We start from the raw sequence: 14125 nt of genomic DNA on the forward strand, positions 1-14125 counted from the left end.
AGGAAGCCGCTCCAGGCATCAGGCGGGAAGCGCACCCTTCGCCTGAGCGACGATGCCGGCAAACGCGGCCGCATCGTGGACGGCGATATCGGAGAGGACCTTGCGGTCCAGCTCGATGCCGGCGAGCGACAGGCCGTGGATCAGGTTGCCGTAGGTCATGCCTTCGGCACGCGCAGCGGCATTGATCCGCTGGATCCACAGCGCACGGAAATCGCGCTTCTTGTTGCGGCGGTCGCGGTAGGCGTACTGGAGCGCCTTTTCCATCGACTGCATTGCGGTACGAATGCAGGTCGAGCGCCGGCCGCGATGGCCCTTGACCTGTTCCAGGACCTTCTTGGTCCGGGCATGGGAGGTAACCCCCCGCTTGACGCGCGCCATGTGGCGGACTCCGAAACGAAAGGAGGTGGATCAGGCGTAGGGCATCATCAGCTTGACGAGATGCGCATCGCCAGGCTGGAGGTAACCAGTAGCACGGGCCCGCACCTTGGCCGTCTTGGCCTTCGCGGTCAGGCAGTGGCGATGATTCGCACCACCATGCTTGACCTTGCCAGAGGCTGTGAAGCTAAAGCGCTTCGCGGCACTCCGCTTGGTCTTCATCTTCGCCATGATCTGCTCCGGAGACAACAAAAGCCACGGCGGCGAAGACGCCACCGTCCGTGGCCGCGGGTGATAACCGAACTCGGAGGCTTGTGCAACTGGTCTGCGGGATCCCCCGGCGCCTGCGCCTCAACAGCGCAGCGATCCTGTCCGATGGTTGCGGCGATCGCTCGCCATGCCCAGACTGCATGTCGAGCAAGAGCCGCGACGACGAACCATGGCCATCGGCACCTTCACCCGCCCCGATATCGACGAGGACCGGATTCGCCGCCTCGTCCACGGCTTCTATGGCGCCGTCCAGGCGGATCCGCTGATCGGCCCGGTGTTCCAGCGCGAGATCGCCCACGAGCGCTGGCCGGTCCATCTCGAGAAGATGTGTGCGTTCTGGTCGTCGGTGCTGCTGCGCACCGACCGCTATGACGGCCGGCCGCTCTCGCCGCACCTGCGCATGCCTGATCTGTCCGACGAGCATTTCCAGCGCTGGCTCGAACTCTTCCGCAGGACCGCCCACGAGACGTTCGAGACCAAGTCGGCGGCCGTAGTGATCGGCTTTGCGCAGCGAATCGCACAGAGCTTCCGCATGTCGATCGCGTTCCATCGCGGCGGCGACATCAGCTCGGTACGACCGCTGAGCTGAAGCACCGCCGCCGGGCAATCAGAAGTCTGCCGGCGCCTCGACGCCCGAGCCCTGCAGGGCCCCACGAATGGCCTCCTTCAGACGCAGGAGCCCGTCTTCCGAGCTTGCCTCGGCCCGTGCCACCAGCACCGCCTGCGTGTTGGACGCCCGCAGCAGCCACCAGCCGTCGTCGGTATCGACGCGGACGCCATCGATGTCGTTCACCTTCGCACCCTGGGCGGCCAGCGTCTTCTTCACGTGCTGGATGGCCGGGAACTTCACCTCGTCCGCGCAGTCGAAGCGGATCTCCGGCGTGGCGATCACCGGCGGCATGGCATCGCGCCACTCCTTCAGCGTCCGGCCGCTGCGCGACAGGATGTCGAGCAGGCGCACCGCGACGTAGAGCGCATCGTCATGGCCGTAGAATTTGTGCTTGTAGAAGATGTGGCCGCTCATCTCGCCCGACAGCGGCGCGTTCTCCTCGATCATCTTGTCCTTGATGAGCGAGTGGCCGGTCTTCCACATGATCGGACGGCCACCGAGACGGGTGATCTCGTCGAACAGGCCCTTGGACGACTTGATGTCGGCGATGATCGCGGCACCCGGCAGGTCCGGCAGGATGTCCGCAGCCAGGATCTGCAGGATCTGGTCGCCCCAGACGATCCGCCCGGTCGAATCGACGACGCCGATCCGGTCGCCGTCGCCATCGAAGCCGATGCCGATCTCCGCGCCCGACGACTTCACCCGACCGATCAGGTCGACCAGGTTCTCGGGCACGGTGGGGTCGGGATGATGATTCGGGAAGCGCCCATCGACCTCCGCGAACAGGCACTCGTGCTTGCCGGGCAGCTTCGCCACCAGCGCCGTCATCGCGGGGCCGGCCGCTCCATTGCCGGCGTCCCAGACGGCATGGATCTGCCGCGTACCCTGGTAGTCCTTCGCCAGACGGGCGACATAGGCGTCGAAGACCGAGACTTCCTCGATCCGGCCCTTGCCGGTGTCGAAGTCGCCCGCCTCGATCATGCGGCCAAGCTGGCGGATGCCCTCCCCGAAGAAGGAGTGCTTCCCCAGCATCATCTTGAAGCCGTTATGGGTCGGCGGGTTATGGGAGCCGGTGATCTGTACGCCACCATCGGTCCCGAGGTGATGGACGGCAAAATAGAGCATCGGGGTCGGGCCCAGGCCCACCGCCGCCACGTCGACACCTGACGCGACGATGCCACGCATGACCGCCGCCACGAGATCGGGCGAGCTCAGGCGGCCGTCATAGCCGACGGCAACCTTCTGGCCGCCGTTACGGCGCACGATGGTACCGAACGCGCGCCCGATCGCCTCGGCGTCCTCGGCGAACAGGGTATCGCCGACGATGCCGCGAATGTCGTACTCGCGCAGGATCGACGGATGCATCTTGTGACCAGCCATGGAGCGTTCCTGTCCTTCCCGGCTCAGACGGCAGGGCCGACGCTGGGCCGGCCGATGCTGGTGTAGGAGAAGCCGCGCTGGGCGACTTCGGCCGGGTTGAAGATGTTGCGCAGGTCGATGATCCTCGGCTGTGCCACCATCTGGCGGATGCGGTCGAGATCGAGCCCGCGGAACTCGTTCCACTCGGTGAGCACGACGATGGCGTCAGCACCCTCGACCGCCTCATAAGGGTCACGCGCCCAGAGCACCTCGGGCAAGAGCTTCTCGGCTTCCTTCTTGCCCTCCGGGTCGTAGGCCCTGATCGTGGCACCCTCGCCCTTGAGCGACGGCAGCACGACGAGCGAGGGGGCATCGCGCATGTCGTCGGTGTTGGGCTTGAAGGTGACGCCCAGCACGGCAATCGTCTTGCCGGCGACCGAGCCGCCCATCGCGTCGACGATCTTGCGCACCATCCGGCGCTTGCGCATCTCGTTGACGTTGATCGTGCTCTCCACGATCCGCAGGTCGACACCGTTCTGCTCGGCCGTGCGTACCAGCGCCAGCGTGTCCTTGGGAAAGCACGAGCCGCCATAGCCTGGGCCGGCATGGAGGAACTTGCGGCCGATCCGGCCGTCCAGGCCCATGCCGCGCGCGACCTCGTTCACGTCGGCCCCGACCTTCTCGCAAAGATCGGCCATCTCGTTGATGAAGGTGATCTTGGTCGCCAGGAAGCTGTTGGTGGCGTACTTGATCAGCTCGGAGGTCTCGAGGCTCGTGAACAGGATCGGAACCTCGATCGTGTTGAGCGGCCGGTAGCAGCCGCGCATCGCCTCGCGCGCCGCCTCGCTGTCCACGCCGCACACGACCCGGTCAGGCCGCATGAAGTCCTCGATCGCAGAGCCCTCGCGCAGGAACTCCGGGTTGGACGCGATGTCGATCTTCAGGTCGGGGCGGACGCGGGCGAACAGCTCCTTCAGCTTGCGCCCGGTGCCGACCGGCACGGTCGACTTGGTCACCACCACCGTCGGCTCCTTCAAAGCCTTGGCGATGGCCTCGCCGGCCGCGAAGACATAGGTCAGGTCGGCATGGCCGTCACCGCGCCGGGTAGGCGTGCCCACCGCGATGAAGATCGCCTCCTTGTCCAGCACGCCCTCTTCCAAGGACGTCGTGAAGGTCAGACGCCCGGCCTTCACGTTCTTCTCGACCAGTGCATCCAGTCCCGGCTCGTAGATCGGGATGCCGCCGGCCTCGAGCATGGCGATCTTCTTGGGATCGACGTCGATGCAGGTCACGTCGTGCCCGAATTCTGCAAAACAAGCGCCGGACACGAGGCCGACATAGCCCACGCCGATCATCGCGATGCGCATGCACGTCTCCAGGAGTAATCAAGAAGGCCGGCGTTCTGAGCCAGGGTCAGCGGTGCCGTGCAAGCACTTCCCGGACGCCTTCGGCAAGATCCGGACGACGTAGTGCCGCGGCGACCACGGCCTCGACGTAGCCGAGTTTGTCGCCGCAGTCATACCGCCCGCCACGATATACCGCAGCGTGGAACGCGGAAGTGCCGATGAGTTTCTGCATGGCGTCGGTCAGCTGGATCTCGCCGCCGGCCCCACGCTCACCCTTTTCCAGGTGCGCGAATACCTCCGGCACCAGCACGTAGCGGCCGATGATCGACAGCCGCGACGGTGCGTCTTCAGGCTTGGGCTTCTCGACCATGCCGGTGACCTCGATCAGCTCGTCCTCGACCTTGCCGGTCGCGATGATGCCGTAGCGGCTGGTGTGCTCGGCCGGCACCTCGACCACCGAGATGACGTTGCCGCCGGTCCGCTCGTGCAGCCGGCACAGGTCCACCAGCGGCGGCGGGTCGGAGAGGAGCAGCTCGTCGACGAGCAGCACGGCGAACGGCTCCTCGCCCACGATGTGCCGCGCGCACCAGACGGCATGGCCCAGGCCGTGCGGCTCTTGCTGACGAGTATAGATCACCTCGCCAGCCACCGGGACCGATGCCTCGAGGTCGGCCAGCACAGCGGTCTTGTTCTTGCGCTGCAGCGTGTCGAACAGCTCGTAGGCCCGGTCGAAATGGTCCTCGATCAGGGTCTTGCCGCGCCCGGTCACGAACACGAACCGCTCGATGCCCGCTGCCGCCGCCTCTTCGAAGGCATACTGGATCACCGGCTTGTCGACGACCGGCAGCATCTCCTTGGGCATGACCTTCGTGGCAGGCAGCATTCGGGTGCCGAGCCCCGCCACAGGAAAGACCGCGGTGCGGATACGTGCCATCGATCCTCGCTAGCCCGGCCCGCCGGGCGCTGGTGGTTCTTCATTCTACCCCAGGCGACCATCACCCGAAGTCTGCGCGCCGACGTTCTTAGAAGCCGGCTGGCCGACCCTTCAATAACCCGGATGCCGCGGCTCCGCAGGCGACTTGCCGCCCACGCATGCCGACCATGCACGGCTCCCATGGCCGGCGGCTGAAAGCGGGCTTGGCCCGCTTTGGTTCCGTCAGCGCATGGTCGGCATCACGAACTCGGCTCCCGCCCGGATGCCGGTCGGCCAGCGCGAGGTGGTGGCTTTCACCCGCGTGTAGAAGCGCACGCCCTCCGGTCCATAGGCGTGGTGGTCGCCAAACAGGCTGCGCTTCCACCCGCCGAAGCTGTGGAACGCCAGCGGCACGGGGATCGGCACGTTCACGCCGACCATGCCGACATTCACGCCATTGACGAAGGTCCGAGCCGCATCGCCGTCGCGGGTGAAGATAGCGGTGCCGTTGCCATACTCGTGATCGTTGATGATCTTCAGCGCGCTGTCGAAACTGTCCTTGCGGACGACCGAAAGGACCGGCCCGAAGATCTCCTCCTTGTAGATCCGCATGTCGGTGGTGACACGGTCGAACAGGCAGCCGCCCATGAAGAAGCCGTTCTCGTAGCCCTGCATGCGGAAGTCGCGGCCATCCACGACCAGGTCCGCACCTTCCTGCACGCCCAGGTCGACATAGCCCCGGACCTTGTCGAGATGCTCCCTGGTGACGAGCGGGCCCATCTCCGCACCGGGCTGGCTGCCAGGGCCGATCTCGAGCTGGCGGACCTTGGGCGCCAGCTTCTCGATCAGGATGTCCGCCGTTTTGTCACCGACGGGCACCGCGACCGAGACCGCCATGCAGCGCTCGCCCGCCGAACCATAGCCGGCACCCATCAGCGCATCGACCGCCTGGTCCATGTCCGCGTCCGGCATGATGATCATGTGGTTCTTGGCACCGCCCAGGGCCTGGACGCGCTTGCCGTTCGTGGTGCCGGTCTTGAACACGTACTCGGCGATCGGGGTCGAGCCCACGAAGGAGATGGCGGCGATGTCCGGGTGCGACAGGAGCCGGTCGACGACGACCTTGTCGCCGTTGACGACGTTCCAGACACCTTCAGGCAGCCCGGCTTCCAGGGCAAGCTCGGCCAAATGCAGGCCAGCCGAGGGGACCTTCTCGGAGGGCTTGTGGATGAAGCAGTTGCCGGTGGCGATCGCCACCGGCGCCATCCAGAGCGGCACCATGGCGGGGAAGTTGAAGGGCGTGATGCCGGCGCACACGCCCACCGGGTAGCGCACCGAGGCGATGTCGACGCCCGTCGCGACCTGGACGCTGATCTCGCCCTTGAGGAGCTGCGGGATGCCGCAGGCGAACTCCACCACCTCCAGGCCGCGGGTGACCGAGCCCTTCGCGTCCTCGATGGTCTTGCCGTGCTCGGCGCTCACCAGGGCGGCGAGCTTTTCCATGTCGCGCTCGATCAGTTCCTTCAGGCGGAACATGATCCGGGCGCGGCGCGTCACCGGCGTGGTCGACCACGTCTCGAACGCCGCCTTGCTGTTGGCGACGACCTGGTCGACCTCGCTCGCGTCGGCCAGGGCCACCTTGCCGCTGATCTCGCCGATCGCCGGATCGAACACGTTGCCGAACCGCCCCGACGTGCCGGCGACGCGCTTGCCGCCGATGAGATGCCCGATCTCCTTCATGACCTGTCTTCCTCTTCGTCCTGGCGGCCTCGACGGCTTTCCGGCGGGGCGGGCATGCTGCCGGTGCCTCCTCTAGCCGATCCGCGTGGCTGCCGCGAGACGGATCCTCCCTTCATCGACGGTGCGACGGCCGCCTCGCCTCGGGTTCGTTCGTGCTGATCGGGGCGGGAGGTTCCTGACGCTCGGGTTCGTTCGTGCGATCCGCGCGCCGCGGCTTCGGGGCTGACATGCTCGGGTTCGTTCGTGCCATGTTCGATGCTCCCAGAGGATCCCCGGACCGTCGCGACGAGCTGCATGCGGAAGCCATGCTAGCACATGCGGTGCTGGCAGACGCAGCGTGCATGGGAGCCACGGCGCATCTGCGGTGTTGTTGCCACATGGACTGGACGATGATCCATTCAGGAGAACAACCATGATGCTCCGACGTAGCCTGCTCGCTCCAGCACTGCTGGCAGTCGCGCTGGCGCTTTCCGCCTGCGGCAATACCGGCAAGGGCGCTGCGATCGGCGGCGCGGCCGGGGCCGGCATCGGCGCCCTCGGTGGCGGCAGTGTCCTCGGGAACGCGGCCACCGGCGCGGTCGTGGGTGGCGCCGGCGGCTTCATCTACGACCAGGTCAAGGGTGACGACGACGACTGAGCGTGGCAGCAGCGGGGCCGGCCGGCAGTTCAGGAAAGCGGCAGCTCATGCCGTGCTCCGCCATTGCCGGCCTCTCCGCGCACGTTCAGGTCAGGTGAGCTCTCAGCTTTCCAGGCCGTTTCGACGATCGGCAATGGTCATGCACCTGGCCCCGATCGGGACGTCGACGAGGCCACTGTCATTCGCCTGAGGCCGCCATCGGTGCCAGCCGCAACCCCGCGACCCAGACAGTCGCATGGATAGCTGGAAGAGGGTGCGGCGCCATCGATTCCTTCAACCTTTGGGCACGGCCCCTGGGTCAGCTCCGGATCCACAGGCTCATTCCAGGCTCTTGCTCGCGATCTCGTAGCAGTCGCGGGACAGGTTGGGCTGGGCCAGTGCGCGCTCGATCTCGGCCCGCATGAGCTGCTGGCGGTGCTGGTCGTACTGCTTGAAGCGACCGAGCGGACGCAGGAGACGCGAGGCGACCTGCGGGTTCCTGGGGTCGAGTTCCAGGATGCGGTCCATCACGAAGCGGTAGCCGGCGCCATCCTTCCGATGGAAGCCGACCGGATTGCCGTTCGCGAACACGCCGACCAGGGAGAAGACCCTGTTGGGGTTGCCCATGGTGAAGGCCGGGTGGTGCATCAGTCGCTCGACCGTCGGCAGGGCGCGGTCGTCGTCGATGCTGGCCTGCAGCGCGAACCACTTGTTCACGACCAGCGGCTCGCCTTGCCAGCGGGCGTAGAAGCGGCCCAGCGCCGTGTCCCCGGCAGGGTCGCGGCTCTCCACCAGGGCGCGCAGGGCCGCAAAGCTGTCGGTCATGTTGTCGGCACGCTCGAACTGGCGCTTGGCACGCTCGATCGCGGCGGCATCGGGCGATTGCACGGCCCAGTACAGCGCCTGGTTCTTCATGGCCCGGCGGCCGACCGACGCCGTATCGGCGGTGAATGGCCCCACATTGTGGAAGCGATCATAGGCAGCCGCCCATTCCGCGCGCAGCGAGGTGGACAGGCTGCGTTGCAGGGACTTCAGCGCCCCGGTGATGCCCTCGACGTCCACCATCGGGCGCTGCTGGCCGACGTAAGCGAATGACGGCAGCTGCACGGCCCGCGCCGCGAACGCCGGATCGTCGGCCGCGTCGTTCAGGACGTTGCGGAAGGCGTCCAGGAGCGAAGGCGATGCTTCTGCATGGCCGCCGGCATCGACCCCGCGCAGGATCAGGCGCAGCGCCAGCTGCTGCCCGGCTTCCCAACGGTTGAACGCATCTTCGTCGCGCCCGAGCAGAGTCGCCAGCTCGTCGTCGGCATAGTCGAGGTTCAGACGGACCGGGGCGGAGAAGTTGCGCAGGAGCGAGGGGATTGGCTCCTCCTGGAGCCCCTTGAACACGAAGCGCTGGCTGGGCTCGGTCAACTCCAGGACGCGCTCGGTCCCCTTGGGCTCGTTCTCGCCCTCCAGCATCAAAGGCTGCGCCGTGCCGTCGCGGCCGATCAGGCCCAGGCGCAGCGGGATATGCAAAGGCTGCTTGTCGGGCTGGCCCGCGGTGGGCGGCGTGGTCTGGGTGATGTCCAGGACATAGGTGCCCGTCGAGGGGTCGAAGGAGCGCTGAACGTCGAGCTTGGGCGTGCCGGCCTGGCTGTACCAGCGGCGGAACTGCGTGAGGTCCTTGCCCGAGGCGCCCTCCATCGCCTTGACGAAGTCCTCGCAGGTGACGGCCTGGCCGTCATGGCGCTGGAAGTAGAGGTCGATGCCGGCGCGGTACTTCTCAGACCCGATCAGGGTGTGGATCATGCGGATGACCTCCGCCCCCTTCTCGTAGACCGTCCGCGTGTAGAAGTTGTTGATCTCGACGTAGCTGTCCGGGCGGATCGGGTGCGACATCGGCCCGGCATCCTCGGGAAACTGCCCCTCCCGAAGGAGCTGGACGTCGCCGATCCGCTTGACCGGCGCCGAGTGCATGTCGGCGCTGAACTGCTGGTCGCGGAAGACGGTGAGGCCTTCCTTCAGGGTCAGCTGGAACCAGTCGCGGCAGGTGACCCGGTTGCCCGTCCAGTTGTGGAAGTACTCGTGCGCGACGATCCGTTCGACCTGCATGAAGTCGGCATCGGTCGCGGTATCGGCACGGGCCAGGGTCGCCGAGGTGTTGAAGATGTTGAGGCCCTTGTTCTCCATCGCCCCCATGTTGAAGTGGGAGACGGCCACGATCATGAACAGGTCGAGGTCGTATTCAAGGCCATAGGCCTCCTCGTCCCACTTCATCGACTTCTTGAGCGACGCCATGGCGTGGTGGCACTGATCGATGACCGCGTGCTCGGAATAGATCCGCAGGTCGACGGTCCGGCCGGACATGGTGGTGAAGCTGTCCTGCAGGAGTGCCAGATCGCCGGCCACCAGGGCGAACAGGTAGGAGGGCTTGGGGAACGGGTCCTCCCATAGCGCCCAGTGGCGGCCGTCCGGCAGGTCGCCCGAGGCCAACGGATTGCCGTTCGAAAGGAGGACGGGGCAGGACTTCCGATCGCCGGTGACGCGGACCCGGTAGGTGCTCATCACATCCGGCCGGTCCTGGGAGAAGGCGATGCGGCGAAAGCCCTGCGCCTCGCACTGCGTGCAGAAGATGCCGTTGCTGAGATAGAGCCCGGTCAGGGCCGTGTTAGCCTTGGGGTTGCAGCGCTGGATGATCTCGAGGACGCACTGATCCGGCAGGCCCGCGATGCGCAGCCCGGTCGATGTGCGCTGGATCCTGTCAGCCGGCAGCGGCACGCCGTTGACCCTGGCCGAGACGAAGGTCAGCGCCTCGCCATCCAGCTCCAGATCCGGCTTGCCTTCAGCCTTGTCGTTCTTCTCCAGGGTGAGGCGGGACACGATCGTGGCGTCCTCGGGCTGCAGGTCGACATCGAGCTCGATCTGCCGCGTCCACCAATCCGGCTCCCGGTAATCCTCGCGCCGGATGATGGTCCGCGTGCTGCCGTCAGCCATGGGGTCTCTCTTCTCGATCCGCAAAGGGCGAAGATGGCGGTGCGGGTCTCCTGCCGCAACCGGGTGCGCTCCTTTGCGGATCGTGGCATGGATCGGCCGCGCCGGATGGCGTCGATCGGATGGACGAAGCGGGAGAGCGACCATGGCCACCTATGCATTTCTGGGACTGGGCGTGATGGGTGGCCCGATGGCCGGGCATCTGGCCAAGCAGGGCCACCAGGTGACCGTCTGGAACCGGACGGGTGCCAAGGCCGAAGCCTGGACGAAGGAGCATGGCGGCAAGGCGGCCGGGTCCGCCAGGGAAGCGGCGTCGGGTGCAGAGGTCGTGTTCATGTGCCTTGGCAACGACGACGACGTGCGATCGGTCGTCTATGGCGACGAGGGTGCGCTGGCCGGCCTGGGCGAAGGGGCGATCCTCGTCGACCACACCACCGCCTCGGCGGACCTGGCACGCGAGCTGGACGAAGCCTGCCGCAAGGCCGGCCGTTCCTTCCTGGACGGGCCGGTGTCCGGTGGACAGGCCGGTGCGGTGAACGGCGTGCTCACGATCATGGTGGGGGGCGAGGCGGATGCCTTCGCCAGGGCCGAGCCGGGCATGAAAGCGTACGGGCGTACAATCACCCATATGGGCCCGGCCGGTGCGGGGCAGCTCACCAAGATGGTCAACCAGATCTGCATTGCCGGGCTGGTGCAAGCTCTGAGCGAGGCCGTGAACTTCGCGCAGAAGGCGGGCCTCGACACCGACAAGGTGCTGGCCACGATCAGCAAGGGGGCGGCACAGTCCTGGCAGATGGAGAACCGCTGGAAGACCATGGTCGAGGACAAGTTCGACTTCGGCTTCGCAGTGGACTGGATGCGCAAGGACCTAGGCATCTGCCTGGAAGAGGCCAAGCGCAACGGTGCGCCGCTGCCGGTGACTTCGCTGGTCGACCAGTTCTACCGCATGGTGCAGATGAAGGGCGGCGAGCGATTCGACACCTCGTCATTGATAACGAACCTGCGTGATCCGAAGTGAGCGACAACCGTACCACTGGCATGAACTCGGCGTGCTGCCTAAATTCAGGGCGATGCTCATCTCGCTTGCAGCACATGGTTCCGCAAGTGACGACGAGACGAAGACGAGGACACGACCATGCCGGACCGACAAGCCAAGTATCAAATCGGCCAGGTGGTGAAGCACAAGATCTTCCCCTTCCGCGGCGTCATTTTCGACGTCGACCCTGAGTTCGCCAATACGGAAGACTGGTACCAGTCGATCCCGGAAGAACTGCGGCCGCGCAAGGACCAGCCCTTCTACCACCTGTTCGCGGAGAACTCGGAGAGCTACTACGTCGCCTATGTATCCGAGCAGAACCTCCTGCCGGACGCAACCGACGAGCCGATCGAGCATCCGCAGGTCCAGCAGATGTTCGGCGAGCTGCGCGACGGGCTCTACCTGCACAAGGATCGGGTGACGCATTGAGGCGGCCTGCCGCCTGGCGGTACGGGCCGGAAGGCTAACGCCGGGGTTTGGCAAGCGCGTGAGCTGGGCTACACTGTCCGGGCGGCAGTGGGGCCGGAGGGAGCGGGATACATGAAGTTCTTCGTCGACACGGCCGAGATCGCCGACATCCGGGAGATGGCGGCCACGGGTCTGCTGGACGGTGTCACCACCAATCCGTCGCTGGTGGCGAAGTCGGGCAAGCACTTCCTGGAGCTCATCGCCGAGATCTGTGACGTGGTCGAGGGACCGGTCAGCGCCGAGGTGACCTCGCCTGACGCCGAGACGATGCTGAAGGAGGGGCTCAAGCTCTCCAAGATCGCGAGCAACGTCTGCGTGAAGCTGCCGCTGACCAAGGACGGCCTGTACGTCTGCAAGAAGCTGACCGACCAGGGCATCAAGACCAACGTCACGCTCTGCTTTTCGCCGGCGCAGGCGATTTTGGCCGCCAAGGCCGGCGCCACCTACGTGTCGCCGTTCGTCGGCCGCGTCGACGATATCGGCTCGGACGGCATGCAGCTGATCGCGGACATCGTCCAGATCTACAAGAATTACGAGCACTTCAAGACCGAGGTGCTGGTGGCGTCGGTACGGGGCCCCTCGCATGTGGTGGCGGCCGCCAAGCTCGGCGCGCATGTCGCGACCATGCCGCCCAGCGTGATCAAGAGCCTGCTGAACCACCCGCTGACGGACAAGGGCCTGGCGTCGTTCACCTCCGACTGGGCCAAGACTGGCCAGTCCATCCTCTGAGCGGGAGCGGCCGGATGCGGGCGCTGGCCTTGGCGACGTTGCTGCTCGCACCGGCTGCCGCGGCTGCGCAGGATCCGGCCAATGATCTGCTGCGTGACCTGGGGCTGGCACCGGCCGCGCAGCTCGTGACGGTCCAGGCACTGCGCCGGGCCGACGGGCTGGTCGTGGTGACGCTCACGCCTCAAGGTGCTGTCAAGCTCGTTGCGGATCCGGGCGTGAGCGTCGTGCCGGTCGACCAGGCAGGTCTGCCAGTGGCCGATCCGGTCGCGATGCTGGACAGGGCGAAGGAATACTTTCCTCTTCCTCCCTCCCTGGTGGTACACCCGGGCACTGCGGCCGCGCTCAAGGTCGAGTACGCCTATTGCGTGGTCGCCAAGCAGTGCCTGTTCGGCGATGTGACAGTCGCCATCCCGCCCCCGGCCTGAACCACTCTTTGCCAGCAAGCGCGCAGGCTCGACCGGCGGCAGTGCCGGCGCGGGACGAACCGCGATCCCATGAACCACGTGTTAACATTGGTTAAAGAAACGCAGGATTCCCAATGACGCGGCGATAGAGCTAGTGACGGGAGCGTATACCACCGGTACGTTGTGAAACGTTGGACAGTGTCGCAGCGGCAACATTCAGCCTGTGCGATGGCAATATCTACAGTATGAAGTCAGTGGCCTGTCATCATCGCGAAGGGCAGGTCAAACTAGATGCTTCGTACAGCCCGACCGGCCGCGGTATTTAATTATCGTGTCGGTGGGGCTGACTGGAGGGCCGGAAGCAGGTGTTGCGTCGGGCTGGAAAACCGGTGGTACAGAGATGATCGGGCGCCGGCTGTTCGCGGGCCTGCGTGCCGACAAATGGAGTGCTTCAGCACCATGACCGAAGTCGCAGCGTCCATCGCACGCAGAGTTCCAGCATGGCGCCGCCGGCGCTCGTCCTTCAACGGGCACGGACGCACACTGCTCGGCTTTTTCCTGGGCGGGCTGGCACTTCTGGCACTGCCGGAGCGGGCCCAGGCGGTCACGCCACCCTCCTTCTTCGTCACCTGCAGCGCCGGCAGCAATTCCTCCAAGACATGCCAGTTCGGGTTCGATTCGGCCAGGGTCGTGCTCTACAAGCGCCTCTCGTCGACAGCCTGCGTGCAGGGTTCGAGCTGGAGCAGCACGTCGAGCGCCGTCACGGTCCGCAACGGGTGCAGCGCCGAGTTCAAGGTCGACATGAAGTCGGAGCGTCCGCACGTCATCGTGCTGACCGATATCGGCCAGGACCCGGACGACCACCAGTCCCTGATCCGCACCCTGCTCTACTCCAACGACATCAGCCTGAAGGCGATCATCCCTACCTATCGTCCGGGCAAGCCGGTCGGGACCGACATCGTCCGCTCGACGATCGCCGCCTATGACAAGGATCTGTCGAGGCTCCAGGAGCACGATATCCGCTTCCCTCGCGGCGAGATCCTGCTCAAGCGCCTCAAGCCAGGGTTGAACTACAACAATGCGATCGGGGCCGGGCGCGATTCCCAAGGCTCCAACTACATCATCAACGTGGTGGACCAGGCCCAGGTCCCCGTCTGGGTGCTGGTCTGGGGCGGCAGCCGGGAGCTGGCCCAGGCACTCTACAAGGTGAAGAGCGCCCGCTCGGCCAGCGCCTATGCGGCCTTCCAGAAGAAGCTGCGCGTCTACACCATCTCCTGGAGCCAGTA

At 66.0% G+C, this 14125-nt stretch carries 14 protein-coding genes; 7 read left to right on the top strand and 7 right to left on the bottom strand.

Translation table 11 applies throughout. The features are described 5' to 3' along the window. Positions 1 to 18: 18 nt before the first annotated feature. Both rplT and rpmI read right to left on the bottom strand, forming a co-directional pair. Entirely contained in the window at positions 19 to 378 is a 360-nt protein-coding gene (gene rplT / locus VHL31_RS24795) for a 50S ribosomal protein L20 (protein WP_329663932.1), read from the bottom strand. Positions 379 to 408: 30 nt separating this feature from the next. Then, entirely contained in the window at positions 409 to 606 is a 198-nt protein-coding gene (gene rpmI, locus VHL31_RS24800; RefSeq protein ID WP_329663933.1) for a 50S ribosomal protein L35, read from the bottom strand. A gap of 208 nt (positions 607 to 814) precedes the next feature. Here rpmI and VHL31_RS24805 point away from each other — a divergent pair, with 208 nt between their 5' ends. Then, the gene (locus VHL31_RS24805) at positions 815 to 1234 is read left to right on the top strand and encodes a group III truncated hemoglobin (RefSeq protein ID WP_329663934.1); all 420 of its coding nucleotides are present in this window, start codon (positions 815 to 817) and stop codon (positions 1232 to 1234) included. Positions 1235 to 1252: 18 nt separating this feature from the next. On the opposite strand, the gene pgmG is transcribed toward VHL31_RS24805, so the two are convergent. The 4 genes from pgmG to VHL31_RS24825 form a co-directional block, all read right to left on the bottom strand. Beyond that, positions 1253 to 2635, bottom strand: a complete 1383-nt coding sequence (gene pgmG / locus VHL31_RS24810) for a phosphoglucomutase/phosphomannomutase PgmG (RefSeq protein WP_329663935.1) — start codon at positions 2633 to 2635, stop codon at positions 1253 to 1255. A 23-nt stretch (positions 2636 to 2658) separates the two neighbouring features. Continuing rightward, positions 2659 to 3981, bottom strand: coding sequence for a UDP-glucose/GDP-mannose dehydrogenase family protein (locus tag VHL31_RS24815; protein ID WP_329663936.1), 1323 nt, complete (start codon positions 3979 to 3981; stop codon positions 2659 to 2661). Between the two features lie 46 nt (positions 3982 to 4027). After that, positions 4028 to 4894, bottom strand: a complete 867-nt coding sequence (gene galU, locus VHL31_RS24820) for a UTP--glucose-1-phosphate uridylyltransferase GalU (protein WP_329663937.1) — start codon at positions 4892 to 4894, stop codon at positions 4028 to 4030. A 222-nt stretch (positions 4895 to 5116) separates the two neighbouring features. Further along, positions 5117 to 6613, bottom strand: a complete 1497-nt coding sequence (locus VHL31_RS24825; RefSeq protein ID WP_329663938.1) for a CoA-acylating methylmalonate-semialdehyde dehydrogenase — start codon at positions 6611 to 6613, stop codon at positions 5117 to 5119. A 412-nt stretch (positions 6614 to 7025) separates the two neighbouring features. On the opposite strand from VHL31_RS24825, the gene VHL31_RS24830 reads away from it, so the two are divergent. Next, the gene (locus VHL31_RS24830) at positions 7026 to 7250 is read left to right on the top strand and encodes a hypothetical protein (RefSeq protein WP_329663939.1); all 225 of its coding nucleotides are present in this window, start codon (positions 7026 to 7028) and stop codon (positions 7248 to 7250) included. Positions 7251 to 7568: 318 nt separating this feature from the next. Here VHL31_RS24830 and pepN read toward each other — a convergent pair whose 3' ends face one another. Next, a complete protein-coding gene (gene pepN, locus VHL31_RS24835) occupies positions 7569 to 10205 on the bottom strand; it encodes an aminopeptidase N (RefSeq protein ID WP_329663940.1) in 2637 nt (878 codons plus the stop codon). Positions 10206 to 10347: 142 nt separating this feature from the next. Between pepN and VHL31_RS24840 the strand changes: the two genes are divergently transcribed. The 5 genes from VHL31_RS24840 to VHL31_RS24860 form a co-directional block, all read left to right on the top strand. Then, entirely contained in the window at positions 10348 to 11220 is an 873-nt protein-coding gene (locus tag VHL31_RS24840; RefSeq protein ID WP_329663941.1) for an NAD(P)-dependent oxidoreductase, read from the top strand. Between the two features lie 117 nt (positions 11221 to 11337). Continuing rightward, positions 11338 to 11667: a heat shock protein HspQ gene (hspQ, locus tag VHL31_RS24845; protein WP_329663942.1), complete on the top strand. Its 330-nt coding sequence runs from the start codon at positions 11338 to 11340 to the stop codon at positions 11665 to 11667. Positions 11668 to 11778: 111 nt separating this feature from the next. After that, positions 11779 to 12435 (top strand): fructose-6-phosphate aldolase, encoded by a 657-nt coding sequence (gene fsa, locus VHL31_RS24850; protein ID WP_329663943.1) that lies wholly within the window; start codon positions 11779 to 11781, stop codon positions 12433 to 12435. Between the two features lie 14 nt (positions 12436 to 12449). Continuing rightward, positions 12450 to 12860 (top strand): hypothetical protein, encoded by a 411-nt coding sequence (locus tag VHL31_RS24855; protein WP_329663944.1) that lies wholly within the window; start codon positions 12450 to 12452, stop codon positions 12858 to 12860. A gap of 438 nt (positions 12861 to 13298) precedes the next feature. After that, on the top strand, positions 13299 to 14125 hold an 827-nt coding region (locus VHL31_RS24860), incomplete at its 3' end, for a nucleoside hydrolase-like domain-containing protein (protein ID WP_329663945.1).

Origin of the sequence: Geminicoccus sp. (assembly GCF_036263595.1) — a bacterium.
Taxonomy (GTDB): domain Bacteria; phylum Pseudomonadota; class Alphaproteobacteria; order Geminicoccales; family Geminicoccaceae; genus Geminicoccus.

What these genes read in the sequence shown, in the direction of transcription:
- rpmI (WP_329663933.1), bottom strand. Translation starts at nt 606, where the DNA reads ATGGCGAAGATGAAGACCAAGCGGAGTGCCGCGAAGCGCTTTAGCTTC.
- fsa (WP_329663943.1), top strand. Translation starts at nt 11,779, where the DNA reads ATGAAGTTCTTCGTCGACACGGCCGAGATCGCCGACATCCGGGAGATG.
- VHL31_RS24825 (WP_329663938.1), bottom strand. Translation starts at nt 6,613, where the DNA reads ATGAAGGAGATCGGGCATCTCATCGGCGGCAAGCGCGTCGCCGGCACG.
- pgmG (WP_329663935.1), bottom strand. Translation starts at nt 2,635, where the DNA reads ATGGCTGGTCACAAGATGCATCCGTCGATCCTGCGCGAGTACGACATT.
- VHL31_RS24815 (WP_329663936.1), bottom strand. Translation starts at nt 3,981, where the DNA reads ATGCGCATCGCGATGATCGGCGTGGGCTATGTCGGCCTCGTGTCCGGC.
- rplT (WP_329663932.1), bottom strand. Translation starts at nt 378, where the DNA reads ATGGCGCGCGTCAAGCGGGGGGTTACCTCCCATGCCCGGACCAAGAAG.
- pepN (WP_329663940.1), bottom strand. Translation starts at nt 10,205, where the DNA reads ATGGCTGACGGCAGCACGCGGACCATCATCCGGCGCGAGGATTACCGG.
- VHL31_RS24805 (WP_329663934.1), top strand. Translation starts at nt 815, where the DNA reads ATGGCCATCGGCACCTTCACCCGCCCCGATATCGACGAGGACCGGATT.
- VHL31_RS24855 (WP_329663944.1), top strand. Translation starts at nt 12,450, where the DNA reads ATGCGGGCGCTGGCCTTGGCGACGTTGCTGCTCGCACCGGCTGCCGCG.
- galU (WP_329663937.1), bottom strand. Translation starts at nt 4,894, where the DNA reads ATGGCACGTATCCGCACCGCGGTCTTTCCTGTGGCGGGGCTCGGCACC.
- VHL31_RS24840 (WP_329663941.1), top strand. Translation starts at nt 10,348, where the DNA reads ATGGCCACCTATGCATTTCTGGGACTGGGCGTGATGGGTGGCCCGATG.
- VHL31_RS24830 (WP_329663939.1), top strand. Translation starts at nt 7,026, where the DNA reads ATGATGCTCCGACGTAGCCTGCTCGCTCCAGCACTGCTGGCAGTCGCG.
- hspQ (WP_329663942.1), top strand. Translation starts at nt 11,338, where the DNA reads ATGCCGGACCGACAAGCCAAGTATCAAATCGGCCAGGTGGTGAAGCAC.